Here is an 18,987-nt window from a genome sequence, read left to right on the forward strand (position 1 = left end):
AACTGGGATGTTAACTTTCTGCAATTAAGGTAAAATCTCCCCTAACTCGTAAAAAAGAGCAGGCCAAGAAAGCGTAGCAGGCGTAAACAATCCATATTCGAACCCAAGCCTTACAATAACAAGGTTCTTGGAAGGTATGATGTAAATGTATTGCCCTTTATTGCCCATTGCAAAGAAATCAGATGACGCAGTGGGCCTTTTTTTACCCCACCACAGATACTGATAATAAAGATTGTTTTTTACAAAGAAATCGCCTTCGGGTTTGTTATCCATACTTGGCTGTGTGGAAAATTCAACCCAATTAGGAGAAATGATTCTTCTATTATCAACAAAGCCTTGATTCAGCATCATCAATCCTAATCTGGCATAATCCATAGGAATCGCATTGAATCCACTTTCCATTTTTTCGAACCCCTCCTCATCCAAACTCCAGCTTGCATCGGATTCACCTATGAAATCCCATAATGAATACTTTAAAAAATCAGATACATTCTTTCCGGTAGCACGCTCCAAAATCATACCCAAAAGAATCAGGTTATAATTATTGTATTTCCAAGTTTTTCCAGGGGATTCAACGAGTTCAATCTTTTCCAAAGTGATGCTTCGAAGGTCAGGAGCTATATAGGTATAATCATCATCAGAAGGAAACCCACTATCGTCGTAGCGTAGCCCAGAGCGCATGGTCAATAAATCTTTGAGGGAAATTGTATTGAACTTCGGATCTTTTTCGGCTAATTCCGGAATATAGTCAGTTAATTTATCATCCAAACTTTTAATTGAGCCTTCCTGAACGGCCAAACCTACCAGGATACTTGTAATTGATTTAGCAACAGAAAAAGAAGTAACCACTGAGTCTTTGTTATAGCCATTGTAGTAACGCTCCAAGAGTACAGTATCTTTATGCAGAACTATTAAAGCGGTAGTCTGACTTCGCTCCATTAAGTTATCAAAGCTGTGAACTTTTGGATAGTAGGTCTTCAGAAAATTGGTATTCATAAAAGCTTTCTCAGTTCGAATAGCTCCATTGACTGAGTAATTCAGTGGATTTTTAGAAATATCAGATTTAGGAATCGTTCGTTTCTTGAATAGGTAGTAATCCATGATGGAAGCATCACCCCCTTGGGCTCTTCCAACTAATGTAGAAAAATCCTGAATTTTATCTTTTTTGTAGGCCAGGCGTTTGGATATATCTATACCAGAAGTAGAAGTAATCGGTTTAGGTTCCAACCCAATCAATTCGATGGGATGGAACTGGTCTATTTGATTCTTATTTCGGTGTTCAATGAAAGGAAACTGAAACTCTCGACCTGCACTGATACTATTGTAAATATATAGTACTCCAATCTTAGGGTTTTTTCCCAAGGGGAAGGGCAAGTCTTGAATGGGGATTTTAATTTCAATCTGAAAGCCATTCGGGTGGGAGTAAGATTCTGCAAACCAATCAATAGAAAAAGAGTTAGACAGGTCCTTAGCAGCATTCAAGGTGCCATCAAATTGGTTTCCAAATCTATCTACAATAAATGTATAAGCTGTAATCCCATCGTTATAGGTGTCTAAAGATACAGCTACCCATTCATTTGATAAAATAGCCTCGCTGTCTTTTGGGAGCTCCGCTTGGATCATATGATTATTTGGGCTTCCTTCTACACCTATGCCCAAATACAGAAATTCATTGTCATAGGTGAAATGAATAGAGGATTGGGTGTTTTTAAGTTTGGGATTGTCTTTGAAATACAGAAATGAAGATATTTGACTCTTCTTCCAAAATGATTCATCTAGTCTCCCGTCTAAAATTAGTTTATCTAAATTACCAAGTTTGATTCCCTGATACCCCTGTCCCAAAAGGACGTAATGGTTAAAAACAATCAATAATCCGCTGAGGCTTAGTCTGAACATCATGAAATTTTAAATTATTTTTTACTAAGCGCAATATTCAAAAGCTTAATCATCGTTCGGAAAGAAGCATCTGGATATGCTACCTGATTGACCGTACCAGTAAGGTAAATGGTTTTTTCAGGACTATAGTAGGCCAAAGCACCAGATAAACCTGAGTGACCAATGAGGTATGGTATTTTCCCTGTAGGGTTAAAGAACCAAGGGACTTTGAAAAGATGGATACCGACTCCGCTTTTGACTGGAAAAAAAATGCTGTTCCAAATCTGCATTTCTGAAATGTACTCTATTGGGAACAATTTCCCAGAAAAGAATGCCTCTAAAAACACCATTAAATCTGCTGATGTTGACACCATTCCTCCATCTGCACCGAAAGAGGCCATGGCTTTGGGGATTTTAAGATAACTGTGTTTGTATCTCATATCAGCAGGTGTACTATCCTTTGGATCTGTATACAGGTAGGTATTTTTTAATTTTAGAGGTTGTATAAGAAGTAAATCACATGCCTGGGCATAGGAAAGCCCTGTCAGATTTTCAATGATTTTCCCAAGCAGTTGGTAATTGGTGTCCGAATAGTGAGCCTTGTTTTTGGTTCCAGGAGCAAATTTGGGTTTCATTGTTTTTGATCGGGTAATAGCCTCTTCAAAACTCCAACCTTGGTCCACTTCCTTGAAAAGTTGTTCAGAAAGAATTCCCCCATTATCACTTTTATCTTGCAGGTAGTCAGGCAAACCTGAAGTATGAGCCATGAGGTGCCTGATGGTCAGTTCTCGGGAATAGTCTTTCCCTTTCCATCTATGCAATCCGTCTATAATAACTGGAGGCAGATAAGAAGCTATAGGATCGTCCCAGTTTAGTTGATTTTGGTTTTTTAGGTAAAGAATTTGCGCAGTTGTAAATAATTTAGTTGTGCTTGCAATGAAGTACGAACTGTCGATAGAGAGTTCCCCGGAAGCACCATGCCAATAAAAGTCAGGAGATTGAATGGTAAAGGATGTGCCAAAAACTTTTTTTCCATCAATGGACTGATCCAGTATTGCTTGGAGTTGGGAAGAAATTGCTACTTGTTGGCCCATAAGTGACTGAAAGTTGATGTGAAGAAGGAAGCACGCTTACAAAAGCCGCATCTCATGAATTTTTAATTTTTCACGACAAAAATCCCCCCATCTCCGGCGCTCTCTATTACCAAATGGTAAAAATCACTTATCCCGTTTTATTCTACTTAAACTTTGAGGGGTGATGCCTAAGTAAGATGCGATGTGGTGTTGGGCAATCCGGTTTTGAATATTTGGGAATTGTTGGAGCAGCAAATGGTAGCGTTGGCTTGCGGTTTTGGTGAGCAACTCTATTTGCTGCCGTTGCTTATCCACAAAGGATACCTCAGCCGCAACCAACCTAAGAATTTGACCGGTGGGTGTTTTGGTCAATTCGAAGTAATTTTCTTTGCTCATCCGCAATAGCAGGCAATCTTCCAAAGCCATCATGTGTAAAGGCGTAGGTTCACCCGTAAGCAAGGACATATAATCAGAACAAAATTGTCCTTCAAAAGCGAAATCCAAACACACAGGATTGTTTTCTTTCCACAAAAAAAGGCCAACCGCCCCCTTGACTATAAAGTAAAAATAACTCTCAAGTGTATCATGTTCTTTGATGACAGTATCTCTTGGAACGGTAATAGGCTTGCACCTCTGGGCAAAATCTTCCCAATTAGCCAATGGCACTTTAAAAAACGGGTCAAATGAAGATTTGAGCAGTTTAGCGTAATCCATTCAGAAAAAGTGATTCTTACAATAACCTAAAATACAGTCTTTGAATCAAACATACTAAAGCCATTTTGTGTGTATCTAGTATTTAGTTTTATAAATTAATATTTGATTAATCGGGCATTAGAAAAAATTACTTTCCGCTAGGCCTATTATCATTTAAGTATACTTTGAAAACTTGAATTTGAAGCTCAGCTAATGGTGCAACTCACCTAATCGTAGTTTCTATTCACCACATTTGAAGTTCAATTTGGAGTCCCGCCCCCCCTGGGCCTAGTCTACTTCATTTAGGATTGAAGTTCTTTTGTAGCTGGGTGTAATTTGCAATTACACCCTCCTATCCTTTCGAATTTGTAATTCGATCCAGTTCAAAACCCAATTTCAATTCATAAACCAAGCTCATGGTTTGATCAATCGTCCAATTATCCTAAATTTAGACTATGACAGACACCACATTAAAACTGGAAATCAATTCATTGCCCAAGGAAATGAGGGCTGAGGTTGCGGATTTTGTGGCATTTCTCAAAACAAAATCCAAGTCAAAACCCAAACTTAAAGCCCGTGAATTTGGGTTTGCAAAAGGCAAAATCAAATTATCTCCGGATTTTGATGAGCCTTTGGAGGACTTCAACCAATACATGTGATGGCCTATCTGTTGGATACACACACCTTACTTTGGTTTGTAGCTGGTGACAAGCAATTGCCAGAATCATCCAAAGAGATCATAAAAAATGTGAATGAATCCTGCTTTTTAAGTGCCACAAGTCTTTGGGAAATCACCATCAAACATCAATTAAAAAAACTTGAATTAGGAATCTCCCTGGAAGAACTTTTTGAATTTGTGGAGAGGAATCAAATTGAGATTATCCCAATAAACTCCCTTCACCTACTTCAACTTTCCAAATTGCCTTTTTACCATCATGATCCGTTTGACAGAATGATCATTGCTCAAGCCATCTCTGAAAATTTAAAGTTGATCTCCAGAGACCATATTTTCAAAAATTACCCAGTAAGTCTGGTTTGGGAATAAAATAAATGCCCTTCTTGGCCTACCCCCCCTAGGCGTAGTCTCAATTAAACGCCTTTAAATAGCAATTTAGCGCTGGGTGAAGTTTTCCCACCCTGCAATCCGGCCCATGGCTAATTCCGACCACGATCGAAATTCTTCACGCCTTGTCCTGCTATTTTTATCCAAGCCAATTTGTAAGTGGCATCCAACACCTAGCCCTATATCAATCCCTAGAGCTCCCAGAGAAACAGGCCTGGAAAAACAACAAACCTCCTTGTGCCTTGGCGACTTGGTGGCGCCTGACCTTAAAATCGTCCCCATTCGGACAAAAATGTTCAGTATTGCTTACCGATTTTCTTCCAAAACCCCACTAATTGCGCTGTTTAGGCATTTTTTTCCTTGGCACCGCATTCGTATAGCCTACCGTGTCCAGAATCCGGGTGGTCGGCTATCAGCTGAAGTGATCGGATTCGGGAGTAGTTTTCATCCTGATTTGATCTAAACCCTAACCGACTATGTGGAAAAATTACCTGAAAGTAGCCTTCCGAAATCTGATGCGATACAAGATTTTTTCCTTTATCAATGTTTTCGGACTCGGCGTGAGCATGGCTCTCAGCCTGATTGTCATCACACTTGTACTTGATCAGTACAAATACGACCGGCACAACACCCAAAAGGAGCGCATCTTCCGGGTCAATACCCTTTCTGAAAAGTACAAACCCAGCGCTACTACCACTATGGCGCTCAAAGAAGCCATGCTCAACGAAGTGCCCGGAGTAGAAAAAGCCGGACGGATCAAACGGGGCTTCGGCAATATGAGCATGATGGATTTCAAGCAGGATGTGAACATTCCGATCACGGGGTACTTTGCCGATCCGGAAGTCTTGGACATTTTTGAGCTGGAATTCGAATCCGGAAATCCTGCCACCGCCCTGAACGATCCTTATTCGGTCGTCCTGACCCGAGAGGCTGCTGACAAACTGTTCAGTAGCCCCAATCCAATCGGGGAAAGCATCAAAGTGGGCGATCAAGGGGAATACAAGGTCACCGGAATCCTCAAAGACAAACCCGATCAAAAGTCACATGTGATGTTTGAGGGATTGGCCTCCTTTGCGACCCTTAAAAGTCTGAATCCGGTAGATAGCACGGGATTTGATCCCCTTCAATCTTGGAAACAGGATCATCAAGGCTATTTGTACATACTGCTTCAGGAGGAAGCCTCTTCAGAACAAGTCCAGGCACAGCTCCACCAAATCGCCAAAGACCACTATGCTGCCGATGATCCCAACAAGCATGATTTTGCACTGCAAAACCTGGCAGATATCGCGCTCGGCCCGGACATCAACAATCCCATTGGGCCCTTTTTACCCCGAATATTCGTGATTTTTCTCAGTGCCTTGGCGGCCATTGTGATGCTGACCTCCTGCTTCAACTACACCAACCTCTCCATCGCCCGTTCGCTGACTCGCGCCAAAGAGATCGGTATACGCAAAGTCACCGGTGCGGCCCGTTCCCAGATTTTTTTCCAATTTATCGCTGAAGCCATCCTGACTTCTGGACTAGCCTTGGCTTTTTCCTGGATTTTGGTCATCCTGAGCAAGCCGTATCTCCTGAACCTGCGCTTGGTGCAACTCCTGCGTTGGGACTTTTCCACTTCCTTGGAGGTGTATCCTTATCTGATTGGTTTTGCCGTATTGGTGGGGTTGATGGCAGGATTTTTCCCGGCAGTGGTGCTTTCTTCCCTACAGCCGATCCGGGTATTGAAAAACTTCGGCAGCATCCGATTACTTTCCAGGTTTGGGCTTCGCAAAGCCCTGCTCGTGATGCAGTTTGCCATTTCTCTGATGTTTATTGTTTCCGCCATTTTGGTTTATCGGCAGACCGATTTGTTTTTGAACAAAGACCGGGGATTTGCGGTGGATGACAAGGTGCTGATCAAGCTCAACCAAACCAATGGAGAGCAGCTCAAGGCTGAATTGATCCGGTTCAGCAACGTGGAAAGCGTATCCGCTATTTCCCATATTCCCGGCGCCGGAGTGACCATGGGCGATGATTTCAAAGTCGCTCCCGAAGCCGAAGCTTATGAAATGGACTACTTCCATGTGGATGAGGAATACCTTAATAACATGGGATTTAAACTGCTTGCGGGCAGAAATTTCTCCTCTCAAAATCCTGAGTCAAATAAAACCCAAATCCTGATCAATGAATTGGCGGTAGAGAAATTTGGTTTTGGCAGTCCCTCGGAAGCCATTGGCCAGGCCATTTACCGGGGCAGCGATCCCACCCTGTACGAAATCATCGGCGTGGTGCCCAATTACATCCATCGCCACATGCTGATGCAGGATGCGCCCATGGCCTTGATGTACAATCCGGCGGAGTTCAGTCAGCTGCAGGTCAAATACAGCGGAAGTGAAAAAGCAATGCTCTCCACCATTCAGGCTGCCTGGGAAAAGATCAATCCCGAACTGAAAATGAACTATGCATTTTTCGAGGTGGAGATGAATGAAATGTACAATGTATTCTTCGGCGTGCTGGGTAAAGTGGTGGGATTGGTGGCTTTCCTAGCGATCACTATCTCTTGTCTTGGACTGCTGGGTATGGCCACCTACGCGGCTGAGGTGCGAACCAAAGAAGTGGCGATCCGAAAATCCATGGGTGCCTCCGTCCCGGAAATTGCGATCCAACTTTCCATGGGTTTTGTCAAATTGGTAGGCATCGCGATCCTAATCGGACTTCCCTTGGCTTGGATGGTCAATAATCTCTGGTTGCAAAATCTGGCTTATCGGGTATCCATTGGACTCGGCACGATTGGACTTTCCCTTCTATTCATCGCCTTATTGACCCTATTGACTGTAGGATCTCAGGCCTTGAAAGCTGCCTTGCTGAATCCTTCGGATAGCCTCAGAAATGAATGAAAATCATTTTTTTGAAAGCCGATAAAACTTAACACGGCCTTCTAAATCCTGTCTCCCATGAGGCAGGATTTTTTTATGTTTTATCAAACCATTAGGAAAGGGAGGGAATGAATTCTGATAAAAACAAAAAAACAGCTTAAAACCATTATTTTTAACTGACTGATCCTCAAACCCAAACACGTTGAACAAACCCAGCACAGCCCCCTATTCCAAAAGCTATTTTTCATGGATTACCGTGATCCTTTTAGTTCTTGCCCTGATCGCTTTTTCAGACAATCTCATTTACGATATCGGTCAGGAAAGCAACAGTGATCCGAAATTTGTCATTCATGGACTGTTCTTCTTGGCCTGGTTTATCATTTTGGTAGTTCAGACCAATCTGATTCGCAAAGGAGACATTCGAGCCCATCGGAAATGGGGAATGATCGGGATGGGAATCGGCTTGGGTGTAGTAGTCAGTACTTTTTATGTGTTTTATGCGGTTTATGAAGGCTGGGAAGCCATGGAGGGTTTTGTGAGGGCTAATCGGATTTTCACACTAAGTTTCACCATCATGCTTGCTTGGGCATACTGGAAAAGGAATAAGCCAGACTTGCACAAACGGCTCCTAATGGTAGGAACTTGGTTGACGCTGGGGCCGGTAGTTGACCGCGTGGCGGGAAAATTGGGCGGAGAAAGCGATTGGTATTACCTGCTTTTTGAAGTCATCATCTGGAATGGACTTTTTATTTCCCTGATCCTCTTTGACCGCAAAACACTTGGAAAAGTCCATCCCGTCACTTGGATCGGTTTTTTATGGTTTTATGTCGTTTGGATGTATTCTTGGCTCGTATAGTTGATTTTTCTATTAGGCTTAGACAACCTCCCAATACCAAGACTCTTTATCCTGAACAACATTTTCTCCAAAAAACAATCCCAATGCCTCTTACCAATAAACCCAGACTATTGACACTCGCACTTTGTGGGATTTACCTAGTGGTACTCTATTGGACCATCGTCCTGAAGTTTAACCTAAGCGCCTATCATGCCGGCGTGGAACGAAGCATGAATTGGATTCCTTTTCCGGGTCTGTTTGGTCTTCCTGGACAAGGAGATTTGAATGAGTCTCTGCTGAATATTTTTATTTTTATTCCTTTTGGATTGTATGCAGAAATTCTGATTCCAGAATGGCCCTTACAGAAAAAGACACTCCTGTTTTTTCTGAGCAGTTTCTTTTTTGAAATCAGTCAATACCTATTCAAATACGGAGCTTTTGACAGTACCGATCTGATCAACAATACACTTGGAGGAATCCTCGGAATCGGACTTTTCTCTGGATTCGAAAAGGTGCTGAAAAGCCGAATCAAGGCCCAAACACTCGTCAATCTACTCTGTCTGATCGGTACGGTTCTCATTTTATCCATTTTACTTTTCCTCAAACTAAACCATCTCTGGATTTTCAGAATGCAATTGTTGGAGAGGTAAAATAGGCTATAAGAAATAATTTTTTTTCCAATACATTTTCCTGAAATCCAGTCAGCATTCGACTGGTCCTAAAGGTAACGGAATAAGGAACCAAGTTGATTTTTATCAGGTAACTATCTGACTAATAAGCGATAAATACCACATTCCTGAGAGTAGATTTAGTAAGGATTTCTCCAAATGTGGAGTGAGTTTTTAGTGGAGAAATCCCAAAAAAAAAGGATTTCACAAAACTACCTTAAAAATGAAAGATCAACACATCAACCGGATCGCAGTGATGATGGTGGCTTTGAGTTTGGTATTGATTGGTGCCTGCAACTACTACAAACCTGTAACCACCTCACCCAAGTATTCATCCAGCGACAAAACGAAGGAAATAGCCTCTTTGAGCCAAAAGACATTTATTATCCGAAGCAATCGGGGCGATTTTCTGTTGCAAAACCCTGTGGTTTTACTCGATCAGGAAGCTTTGACAGGCACCTTACAACTAGTGCCGGAAGAAAACCAGCTGTACATCAAAGATGACAGTAAAAAGTATGCCTTTAGTGAAAGCAATCCGGCAGTACTTCAGGAATTGCACGTGTATACTTCTCTGGATTCCACGGCAAAAATTGGGGCAAATGTTTCCATTCCGGTATCCGGCATTTCCAAAATGGAACTGATCCAAAAGGACAAATCAAAAAGCTCAACCAACTCCATTATTTTGGCTTCGGGGGTTACCCTCGGGGCACTTGCAGTGGCAGCGATCATTGCCACAGCTGTTGCAGCTGAAGCGATAGACAGTTCGATTCCTTCCGATCCTGAAAGTTCCTGTCCTTTTGTAAACGCTTACGATGGGAAAGAATTTGTTTTCCAGGGAGAGATTTTTGGTGGTGCCTTATTTCCATCTGTAGCCCGACAGGATTTCCTTCCTCTTCCTGCTTTGGCAATTGGTCCCGATCTTCAATTGATGATCAGCAATGAACGCAAGGAAAATCAATACATCGATATGGCAGACTTGCTTTTGGTCGAGCACGATCCGGGGCAAAAAGTATTGGCCGATCCCAAAGGTCCTCTTTTTCTCGTGCAAAACTTGAGTAAACCCACAGAAGCTATTTTAAACGCTAAAATCCCCATGCTGGAAAGAGTCAGCAACTCGGATTTTGTATTCTGCTCTTTCCATGACGTGACCGCCAACTCTTCCCTTAATGAATTGAGGGTAAAGTTTGACAATCCAGGACCAGGCAAGGACTTGGCCTTGTATCTGAATCTGAGAGATTCCCCTTCGCTGGAATTCATTTTTGAAGAGTACATGAGCAATTACGGAGAGGAATACCCGGCATTTGAAAACATGATGGCCTCCAAGCCGGCAGAGGAATTATACCTCTGGCAGGAAATGAACCTCGTTCCCTTAACTATTTCTGTCAAAACAGATCAGGGTTGGAAAGAGGTGTCTCAAACTAGATTCGTCGGTCCGATTATGAACAGGGAAATCGCCATTTCTCTCGAGGGATTAGACCTGAAAGAACCTATCCTCGAATTCTCTTTAAAAACCGGATTTCTCTATTGGGAGATTGATCAACTCGCCTTGGCTACGGTAAAATCTGTTTCTCCCGAATTCATTACAGTGCTAAAACCTGCCAAAGCAGTGGATGAGAACGGAGGAGACAAACTGGCTTTGATTTCTGAATTTGACAGTCAATTTGTCCAACAGCAGAAAACCGGAAACTTAACTTCCCTAAGCTACCGCTTTAAGGTGTATTCGGAGGAAAAAACCTATTCAGCTTTCCTGCATACTTCGGGTTATTACCAACCTAACTTAAACTTTGACGGACCAAAGAACGAGAAGTTCTTTGCCAAGTATGAAAAACCCGGAGGATTGGCAGACTACAGTATGAGAAGGTTTTTGGAAGTTTCGCAATTCGCTTCAAGTTCAGCTAAATAAGTCCAAAATGCAGTGTTATTAAGCCATCCTAATCGGGAAAAGCATCAGGAATATTTCTGAAAAAATTTCCCCACATCCTATACCAAGGCCCCACTCGATTCGCTGGTTTGAAGCAAGAAATCGAGCGGGGCTGTTTTTACGAAGTACCTGACTGTAACCGTTTGAGGGGGATAAAAAACAATTCAAGTTTCACCTTGTACCCAGTGCAACCAAAAGCAGACTACATTTTCCGCTAAATTTCTAAAGCTTAATTTTTTGGGAAAAGGATTTCCTGATTTTAACTTCCACCAAATGATTCCCTTGCTTGATCACGTAGTTTGCCGAAACCACATCCCCAACTTTTCTGGTCATCTTCGGAAAGATTTTATATTTTAATTTCAAACTAATATCCTGATGTCCTTTTCCAGCCACTTGAAACACCTTGCTTTTGCCTTGATTCTTGGATTTGGCCAAAGCCTTTTTACCCAAAGTTCTGCTCTTGCTCAAGAAATCCAACCCAAACAACCCAACATCATCGTCATATTCGCCGATGACCTCGGCTATGGGGATTTGGGTACTTTTGGCACCCCCAACATCCGTACGCCTCACTTGGATCAGATGGCCAATGAGGGTCAAAAATGGACCAATTTCTATGTAGCAGCTTCCGTCTGCACGCCCAGCCGGGCTGGATTGCTCACCGGGCGACTTCCCATTCGCTCCGGCATGACCAGCGATAAGCGTGGGGTTCTATTTCCTGATTCCAAGGGTGGATTGCCTCAGTCCGAATTGACCCTAGCCAGAATGTTGAAACAAGTGGGCTATCAAACCGCCGCTGTCGGTAAGTGGCATTTGGGGCACTTGTCTCCACACTTGCCCACAGACCATGGATTTGACAGCTACTTTGGGATCCCTTACTCCAACGACATGAACCGTACAGAAAATATCGAAGGGAAAAACTGGATCGATGCTCAGATACAATTGGCTGAGGAAGAAAGGTTTCTGGCGTATAATGTCCCACTGATGCGAAATAGGGAAATCATTGAACAGCCCACTGATCAAAGAACACTGACCAAGCGCTACACCGAAGAAACTGTCTCCCAAATCAAACAGATGAAAGAGGGAACATTTTTTATCTACCTAGCCCATTCCCTTCCGCATATTCCTTTGTTTCGATCTGAAGAATTCAAAAATGTATCCAAAGGAGGAATGTATGGAGATGTAGTAGAAGAAATTGACTGGTCGGTCGGAAAGATACTTCAGACCTTGAAAGAAGAGGGGTTGGCTGAAAACACCCTAGTGATTTTCACCTCTGACAATGGTCCATGGCATATTTTCAAAGCACACGGAGGTTCGGCAGGAATGCTACGAGGCGCAAAAGGAGGTACTTTCGAAGGTGGACTGCGTGTACCGACCATTTTCTGGTGGCCGGGAAATTTAAACCAAGGGGTGGTGATGGACATGGCGACGACCTTGGATCTTTTGCCGACCATCAGCAAGTTGACGGGGGCAGAATTGCCAAATGATCGAGAATATGACGGGTATGATATTTCACCCCTGCTTTTCGGAACAGGCAAAAGCCAACGTGAAGTGGTTTTTTACTACCAAGGGGCACAAGTGCATGCACTTAGATGGGGGGATTACAAAGCCCATTTTTACCTCCAAGGTGAGTACGGCACCCAAACTGCTCATCCCACCACCAATCCTCCAACTGAAGTTCCCAGTCAGCGGACTATCCAGGATCCTCCCTTGCTGTTTGATTTGTCTACCGACCCCGGAGAGCGCCACAATATTGCTGAAAACCACCCGGAGATCATCGCTGAAATCCGACGAATTCTTGAGGCGCATTTGGCTACCATCAAGCCTGTGGAAAATCAACTGGAGAAATAGCACTTTGGGAATTGGGAGTAAGATTCCCGGAAAATTTGACCAAAATCTTAGTAGCATTCTTGTCAAAAAAGTCCATTTTAGTCCTCACATCGCTCATTTTTACTTATGTCCAACATCCAACTTATTATCGAAGAGCGCGCCGCCGATATCGGCAAATTCCTCGTAGGCCGTCTGCTTCCCTTCCGCCAAAAGCGAATGATCGGCCCATTTATTTACCTAGACCACATGGGTCCTGTGAAACTCAACGCCCGGGAACAGATGGATATCCGACCCCATCCCCATATCGGGCTTTCTACGCTGACTTTCCTTTTCGAAGGAAGCATCATGCATCGGGACAGCTTGGGGAATGCCGTCGAGATTCAGCCCGGAGCCGTCAATTGGATGACTGCGGGGAAAGGAATCGTTCACTCCGAGCGCACTCCGGAATACCTGAGGGATTCGGAAAAAATCAAGCACGGCTTGCAAATCTGGGTGGCTTTGCCCAAGGACTTGGAGCAAATGGAACCTGAGTTTTTTCATATCGAAGCCCAACAGCTGCCTACCTGGGAGGAGAATAAGCTTCAATTCAAACTGGTAGCAGGAGAAGTGATGGGGCATCGTTCGGCAGTACCGGTCTATAGTCCGCTGTATATGCTGGAGATCAAAAGTAAACAAAGACAAACCGTGGATCTGGAGGGAAAACTGTTTGGGGAAAGCGGCTTGTATATTCTGGAAGGAGGAATCGAAAGTGAAGGAAATCAATTTGGCCCCAAGCAAATCCTTGTAGCCAAGGATACCAGCTTATGTGCATTTACCATCGAGGCCAACAGTACGATTTATATTTTTGGTGGAGAGGCTTTTCCTGAGGAGCGGTTTATTGACTGGAATTTTGTGGCTTCCGACAAGGAACTGATCCGAATAGCGAAAGAAAACTGGAAAGCTCAAGCTTTTGATAAAATTCCTGGAGATGAAGAAGAGTTTGTTCCCTACCCCACCTTTCCCCGCAACTAACCATGGCCAGGATAACTGCAAGTATCAAAAAGGAGCTGTATAAAACAGAGATTCACTCCTCCTCAGGAAATCTCCTGATAGCAGACGAACCCGAAACCGTGGGAGGCAAAAATCAGGGCTTTTCTCCTACCGAACTGTTGGCCTCTTCCCTGGCAGCCTGCACCAGCGCCACACTTCGGATGTATGCCGATCGCAAAGGCTGGGATTTGGAAGAAGTAAAACTGGAGATCATTCTCGAAGTCAATCGAGATGAAAAAAGAACGGAGATTCACCGCAAAATCGAACTGATCGGAAACCTGGATCAAGCCCAACGCGACCGGATGCTTGCCATCGCCAATGCCTGTCCCGTGCATAAAATCCTGAGTGGAACGATTGCTATTCAGACCGAACTGAAGAGAAATTAGAAGTATGAAGTTAGAAATGTGAAAGCTGAAGGTTTCAGCTGTCTGATTTCAGATTTCTGACTTAACTCTCTTTAACTTTTCCTCCGCGCTCTCTGCGCCTCTGCGGTGAAATAAACAAAAAAAGCGGCCCCTTTCGAGACCGCTTTCAGGTGTGATTAGCACTTTTCTATCGGATTACTTCAGATCAAATCGATCCAAGTTCATCACCTTGTTCCAAGCTGCCACGAAGTCTTTTACAAACTTCGCTTTACCGTCTTCGCAACCATAAACCTCAGCATAAGCTCTCAATTCAGAGTTGGAACCGAAGATCAAGTCCGCGCGAGTTGCGGTCCACTTAGGCTCACCGGTTTTTCTGTCGCTACCTACGAATACGTTTTGCTTGTCAGAAGTTGCTCTCCAGGTTGTTCCCATATCCAGCAAGTTCACGAAGAAGTCGTTGGTCAACTTACCAGGAGTAGCGGTGAACACACCATGCTTACCTCCATCCCAGTTGGCACCCAAAGCTCTCATACCACCTACAAGGGCAGTCATTTCAGGAGCAGTAAGCGTCAACAACTGTGCTTTGTCGATCAATGCTTCCTCAGCTTTCACGGTGCAATCAGCTGACATGTAGTTTCTGAAACCATCAGCCCAAGGCTTCAACCACTCGAAAGAATCCACTTCGGTTTCTTCCTGAGAAGCATCGGTACGGCCTGGAGTAAACGGAACAGTGATATCGAAACCAGCTTCTTTAGCAGCCTTCTCTACCGCAGCACAACCGCCCAATACGATCAAGTCAGCCATGGAGATTTTCTTGCCTCCACCTGCAGTGCTATTGAATTCTTCCTGAATGCTTGCCAATACGCCCAATACCTTGTTCAATTGAGCAGGATTGTTGGCTTCCCAGTTTTTCTGAGGCTCCAGACGGATGCGGCCACCATTGGCACCGCCTCTGAAGTCAGAACCGCGGAAAGTTGAAGCAGAAGCCCAAGCAGTAGAGACCAACTCAGCTACGGTCAAGCCGGAAGCCAAGATGTTGGCTTTCAAGCCAGCGATATCCGCTGCATCAGCCAAAGGATGGTTTACAGCAGGGATTGGATCTTGCCAGATCAGATCTTCAGCAGGTACTTCAGGACCTTTGTAACGGGCCTTAGGTCCCATGTCGCGGTGAGTCAGTTTGAACCAAGCTCTTGCGAAGGCGTCTGCAAAGTACTCAGGATCTTCATAGAATTTTCTGGATACCTTTTCATACTCCGGATCAAATCTCATCGACAAGTCGGTAGTCAGCATGAAAGGCTTGTGGAATTTGCCAGGAATGTGTGCGTCAGGAATGATTGCTTCAGCATTCTTAGCTACCCACTGATGTGCTCCAGCAGGGCTCTTGGTCAATTCCCACTCGTATTCAAACAAGAACTTGAAGTAATCATGTCCCCACTTGGCTGGAGTAGAGGTCCAAGCACCTTCCAATCCGGAGGTGATGGTATCTGCGCCGTGGCCAGTGCCATACGTGCTGTTCCAGCCTGTGCTCATTTCTTCGATAGAAGCACCTGCAGGCTCAGCGCCCACATATTTGCCCGGATCAGCAGCACCGTGTGTCTTACCGAATGTGTGTCCACCTGCGATCAACGCGCAAGTTTCCTCATCGTTCATTGCCATACGGCCGAAAGTCTCACGGATTGCCTTCGCAGCCAAAAGTGGATCTGGCACCTTGTTAGGACCTTCTGGGTTCACGTAGATCAAGCCCATTTCGGTAGCTCCCAGTGGATTTTCCAAAGCTTCCGGATTACGGTGAGCAACCCATTCTTTCTCAGAACCCCAATAGATATCCTGCTCAGGCTCCCATACGTCTGCACGACCACCACCGAAACCGAAGGTCTTGAAACCCATGGATTCCAGAGCCACGTTACCGGTCAAGATCATCAAGTCAGCCCAAGAAAGCTTTCTGCCATACTTCTGCTTCACTGGCCAAAGGAGCAAACGCGCCTTGTCCAAGTTGGCGTTATCAGGCCAAGAGTTCAAAGGAGCAAAACGCTGCGTACCTGTTCCGGCACCGCCACGTCCGTCCTGCACGCGGTAAGTACCCGCGCTATGCCAAGCCATACGGATCATGAATGGACCATAGTGACCGTAGTCAGCTGGCCACCAATCCTGAGAAGTAGTCAACACCTTTTCGATGTCTGCCTTCACTTCTGCCAAGTTCAAAGATTCGAATTCCTTCGCATAGTCAAATCCCTCATCCATTGGGTTGGACAAAGAAGAATGCTGACGAAGGATGTTGAGCTTCAGTTGGTTTGGCCACCAATCAATGTTTTGCTGACCCTTGCCTGCTGCTGCAGCCATTGAGCCATTGTGGAAAGGACACTTTGAAATGTCGCCTCCGTTTTTACCGTGTGTATCCATAGTTTATCGTTAAGTTAAATTGAATCGTTTGCGAATTTAGAAAAAGGAAGCCGTATAAAAATTATTTTCCGATTGATAAAAACTATGACTCTTGTCAGGAAATAAAGAAGTTAGGGAGGAAGGAAGTTTGGAGGTTTGGAGGATAGAAAGTTGGGAAGAATGGAAGTGGGAAATTGGAAAAATTCAAAGTTGGGAAACTCCTGGCCACCCGAAAAAGAAGTCAAAATTCATTGGAAAGTGATTCGATGGAGCGCAGCAGTTGAATGATTTCCTGGTGGATTTCTCCATCTGGACTGTGCATGGAAAAGCCTGTAGGTTTTTGGTTTTCTTTACTTAGGGAGAACGAAAAAGAAGTTCCGTCGAGAACAAATCGATTTGGGTTTTTAAGATTTGATTGCTCCACCAAATTATTCCATTGGCTGACTAAAAGATCAATTTCTTCCAGCACTTTTTTATTTGTAATCAACATCGAATCAGAAATGTAGGTCGTCTTGTAATCGACAAATTCCTGTAAAAGAATTCTTTGTTCGTCTGAGGGTTTTTCCAAGACGGTGGTTAGATACAGGCTATCCGCTGCACTCCCTTTCGAGGGGAAAATCTTTTCTTTGACGATCAGAAGCCCTCCTTCATCACTTCGCTGAAGCGTAAAATTTATTTCCTCTTGTGCAGCGCTGGCTTTTTTGGTGATACTGAGTTTGTAACAAGGCGAGGATTGGCTAAAAGCGAAAGTTGCCGAGAAGAGCAAAAAAAACGATAAGAAAGCATTTTTGACCATGGCATAACTTACGAACAATTTAGGATCAAGTTGTCCCCAAAAATCAAATTCTAGAAAACAAACTGACAAATAGGGGAAAGAAGTTTAAGAATTACATGCCAGTCTATTTTCTTAAACCACTATAGTGACATAGTGCCACATAGACTAAAAAGAAGGCTCTTCATCTATGTTCTCTATGTGTCTATTGTGGTTTTTATAAAAAAACCTTGTGGAAGGAAAAATTTTAACCGTTACCACTCTTCTCGCCTTTTCAAAATCCTTTGTGCCATAGAGCCTTTGTGGCGAACAATTTTTAGAACTTTTTAGCAACGCCCTCAAAAAGGAAAAATCAACAACGCATGTTGGCTGACCGTATTGAAATCCCGCCAAACACGGTTGAGCTCGGTGTGGGTTTTGGCAGCTTCCAAACCGGCAAAGGGATGCATTTTGGAATTGATTTCTCGACAGATTTGAGTGAGTTTTCGACTGGATTTGCTGACTGATCTGAGGGATTTGTTGGAGATTTTTCCATTGATCTCCAGTTCTTGCCAGGAAATCTCAACCGCCTCGTAAAACTTCATCCTCGCTATCTCCAGTTTGGACGCACAGGATTTTTCCAGCTTTTGAAAATAACCCAAGTGCTTTTGATCGTACTTTCGGAATTCATGTCGCTTCCAAAACGTATCCGAAATCAGCCTTTGCAAATGTTGCGTAATCCCCAGAATATTAACCGCCAAAGTAGCCTCTGCAAACTGGAGAAAAGGATAGCGGTAAATCGACTCAGTTCTTGTGACTTTTTCTGGAAGGATTTCAAAAACCCGGTTATGAGGCACTTTAAGATTTTCGGTTTTGAAGGCATGACTTCCCGTTGCGATCATACCCATATAGCTCCATCCGTCGAGAATTTCCACTTCTTCTTTTTTCAGAATAAAAGCCTTGACAAGGGGTTTTCCATTCGCATCCAACAGCGCTTTTCCATCCTCCAGCATCTCGCAATTGGCCGTAAAATGCGTCGCATGCAAAGCCCCAGAAGCATAGGTCCAACTGCCGGAAATCTCATAATGATCTCCCTTCCGATTGGCTTTTCCTCCCACAAAACCGCTTCCTGCCAGGCAAACCTTGGGATCAGCAAAAATTTCCCGACTGAGCTTTTCATCCAAAAACCCTACAAACCAGCCCGCCCCGGCACAGAGCGTCACCGTCCAACCCATACTCGCATCGAGCCGTGCAATTTTTTCTTCCAAATACAAGGCGTCGGGTAAGGTCAAACCTAGGCCCCTTAATTCAATTGGAACAAAGAGCTTAAACCATTTTTCATGATAAATCAGATCGAGCATTTCCGGGGTAAGGCTGCCCGTTTTTTCAGCTTTTGGTGCCCAATCGGTATTGATCTGTTCGGTGGAAATCATGAGGCAAGTTTACGAATAAAAAGACCTGCCAGGTTGGCTGCTGTCCTGCTTCTCCAGAAATTGGACCTTCAAGAACAAAAAATCCTGCTTTCGGAAAAGCAGGATAACAGTATCCGCTCGCAAAGCCGGTAAGCCGCAAAGAAGCCAAAAATCTTAGCGGCTTTGGCGGCTTCGCGAGAATAAAACAGGCAAGCTGTCCTGCTTCTCCAGAAGCTGGACT

At 44.0% G+C, this 18,987-nt stretch carries 15 protein-coding genes; 9 read left to right on the forward strand and 6 right to left on the reverse strand.

The window, feature by feature from the left end:
• Positions 1-24 precede the first annotated feature (24 nt).
• The 3 genes from DDT91_RS03420 to DDT91_RS03430 all read right to left on the reverse strand — a co-directional run bounded on the left by DDT91_RS03420 (position 25) and on the right by DDT91_RS03430 (position 3,662).
• Positions 25-1,899: a serine hydrolase gene (locus tag DDT91_RS03420; protein ID WP_187174731.1), complete on the reverse strand. Its 1,875-nt coding sequence runs from the start codon at positions 1,897-1,899 to the stop codon at positions 25-27.
• Positions 1,900-1,910: 11 nt separating this feature from the next.
• Positions 1,911-2,969 carry a serine hydrolase gene (locus DDT91_RS03425; RefSeq protein ID WP_187174732.1) on the reverse strand — a complete coding sequence of 353 codons (1,059 nt, stop codon included), beginning with the start codon at positions 2,967-2,969 and terminating at the stop codon, positions 1,911-1,913.
• 123 nt (positions 2,970-3,092) lie between these two features.
• Positions 3,093-3,662: a Crp/Fnr family transcriptional regulator gene (locus tag DDT91_RS03430; protein ID WP_187174733.1), complete on the reverse strand. Its 570-nt coding sequence runs from the start codon at positions 3,660-3,662 to the stop codon at positions 3,093-3,095.
• 434 nt (positions 3,663-4,096) lie between these two features.
• Here DDT91_RS03430 and DDT91_RS03435 point away from each other — a divergent pair, with 434 nt between their 5' ends.
• From DDT91_RS03435 to DDT91_RS03475, 9 genes are all read left to right on the forward strand, one after another.
• Positions 4,097-4,300 (forward strand): DUF2281 domain-containing protein, encoded by a 204-nt coding sequence (locus DDT91_RS03435; protein ID WP_187174734.1) that lies wholly within the window; start codon positions 4,097-4,099, stop codon positions 4,298-4,300.
• Complete coding sequence (locus DDT91_RS03440; protein ID WP_187174735.1) at positions 4,300-4,686, forward strand: type II toxin-antitoxin system VapC family toxin; 387 nt, start codon at positions 4,300-4,302, stop codon at positions 4,684-4,686. The genes DDT91_RS03435 and DDT91_RS03440 overlap by 1 nt, the downstream gene beginning before the upstream one ends.
• Before the next feature lie 494 nt (positions 4,687-5,180).
• Positions 5,181-7,580 carry an ABC transporter permease gene (locus DDT91_RS03445; RefSeq protein WP_187174736.1) on the forward strand — a complete coding sequence of 800 codons (2,400 nt, stop codon included), beginning with the start codon at positions 5,181-5,183 and terminating at the stop codon, positions 7,578-7,580.
• A 181-nt stretch (positions 7,581-7,761) separates the two neighbouring features.
• Positions 7,762-8,415: a hypothetical protein gene (locus DDT91_RS03450; protein ID WP_187174737.1), complete on the forward strand. Its 654-nt coding sequence runs from the start codon at positions 7,762-7,764 to the stop codon at positions 8,413-8,415.
• Positions 8,416-8,498: 83 nt separating this feature from the next.
• Complete coding sequence (locus DDT91_RS03455) at positions 8,499-9,044, forward strand: VanZ family protein (protein ID WP_187174738.1); 546 nt, start codon at positions 8,499-8,501, stop codon at positions 9,042-9,044.
• A gap of 241 nt (positions 9,045-9,285) precedes the next feature.
• Positions 9,286-10,965 (forward strand): hypothetical protein, encoded by a 1,680-nt coding sequence (locus DDT91_RS03460; protein WP_187174739.1) that lies wholly within the window; start codon positions 9,286-9,288, stop codon positions 10,963-10,965.
• Positions 10,966-11,358: 393 nt separating this feature from the next.
• Positions 11,359-12,831, forward strand: coding sequence for a sulfatase (locus DDT91_RS03465; protein ID WP_187174740.1), 1,473 nt, complete (start codon positions 11,359-11,361; stop codon positions 12,829-12,831).
• Positions 12,832-12,936: 105 nt separating this feature from the next.
• Entirely contained in the window at positions 12,937-13,821 is an 885-nt protein-coding gene (locus tag DDT91_RS03470) for a pirin family protein (RefSeq protein WP_187174741.1), read from the forward strand.
• A 2-nt stretch (positions 13,822-13,823) separates the two neighbouring features.
• The gene (locus tag DDT91_RS03475) at positions 13,824-14,225 is read left to right on the forward strand and encodes an OsmC family protein (protein WP_187174742.1); all 402 of its coding nucleotides are present in this window, start codon (positions 13,824-13,826) and stop codon (positions 14,223-14,225) included.
• A gap of 174 nt (positions 14,226-14,399) precedes the next feature.
• Here DDT91_RS03475 and katG read toward each other — a convergent pair whose 3' ends face one another.
• From katG to DDT91_RS03490, 3 genes are all read right to left on the reverse strand, one after another.
• A complete protein-coding gene (gene katG, locus DDT91_RS03480) occupies positions 14,400-16,604 on the reverse strand; it encodes a catalase/peroxidase HPI (protein WP_187174743.1) in 2,205 nt (734 codons plus the stop codon).
• Positions 16,605-16,824: 220 nt separating this feature from the next.
• Positions 16,825-17,397: a hypothetical protein gene (locus DDT91_RS03485; RefSeq protein WP_187174744.1), complete on the reverse strand. Its 573-nt coding sequence runs from the start codon at positions 17,395-17,397 to the stop codon at positions 16,825-16,827.
• A 296-nt stretch (positions 17,398-17,693) separates the two neighbouring features.
• A complete protein-coding gene (locus tag DDT91_RS03490; protein WP_187174745.1) occupies positions 17,694-18,767 on the reverse strand; it encodes an acyl-CoA dehydrogenase in 1,074 nt (357 codons plus the stop codon).
• Between the last annotated feature and the right edge of the window lie 220 nt (positions 18,768-18,987).

This window comes from Algoriphagus sp. AK58 (assembly GCF_014324365.1).
Classification (GTDB): domain Bacteria; phylum Bacteroidota; class Bacteroidia; order Cytophagales; family Cyclobacteriaceae; genus Algoriphagus.

Excerpts from the sequence above, each read along its gene's own strand:
- DDT91_RS03490 (WP_187174745.1), bottom strand. The coding sequence starts at position 18,767 with ATGATTTCCACCGAACAGATCAATACCGATTGGGCACCAAAAGCTGAA.
- DDT91_RS03460 (WP_187174739.1), top strand. The coding sequence starts at position 9,286 with ATGAAAGATCAACACATCAACCGGATCGCAGTGATGATGGTGGCTTTG.
- DDT91_RS03435 (WP_187174734.1), top strand. The coding sequence starts at position 4,097 with ATGACAGACACCACATTAAAACTGGAAATCAATTCATTGCCCAAGGAA.
- katG (WP_187174743.1), bottom strand. The coding sequence starts at position 16,604 with ATGGATACACACGGTAAAAACGGAGGCGACATTTCAAAGTGTCCTTTC.
- DDT91_RS03470 (WP_187174741.1), top strand. The coding sequence starts at position 12,937 with ATGTCCAACATCCAACTTATTATCGAAGAGCGCGCCGCCGATATCGGC.
- DDT91_RS03445 (WP_187174736.1), top strand. The coding sequence starts at position 5,181 with ATGTGGAAAAATTACCTGAAAGTAGCCTTCCGAAATCTGATGCGATAC.
- DDT91_RS03425 (WP_187174732.1), bottom strand. The coding sequence starts at position 2,969 with ATGGGCCAACAAGTAGCAATTTCTTCCCAACTCCAAGCAATACTGGAT.
- DDT91_RS03475 (WP_187174742.1), top strand. The coding sequence starts at position 13,824 with ATGGCCAGGATAACTGCAAGTATCAAAAAGGAGCTGTATAAAACAGAG.
- DDT91_RS03430 (WP_187174733.1), bottom strand. The coding sequence starts at position 3,662 with ATGGATTACGCTAAACTGCTCAAATCTTCATTTGACCCGTTTTTTAAA.
- DDT91_RS03420 (WP_187174731.1), bottom strand. The coding sequence starts at position 1,899 with ATGATGTTCAGACTAAGCCTCAGCGGATTATTGATTGTTTTTAACCAT.
- DDT91_RS03455 (WP_187174738.1), top strand. The coding sequence starts at position 8,499 with ATGCCTCTTACCAATAAACCCAGACTATTGACACTCGCACTTTGTGGG.
- DDT91_RS03440 (WP_187174735.1), top strand. The coding sequence starts at position 4,300 with ATGGCCTATCTGTTGGATACACACACCTTACTTTGGTTTGTAGCTGGT.
- DDT91_RS03465 (WP_187174740.1), top strand. The coding sequence starts at position 11,359 with ATGTCCTTTTCCAGCCACTTGAAACACCTTGCTTTTGCCTTGATTCTT.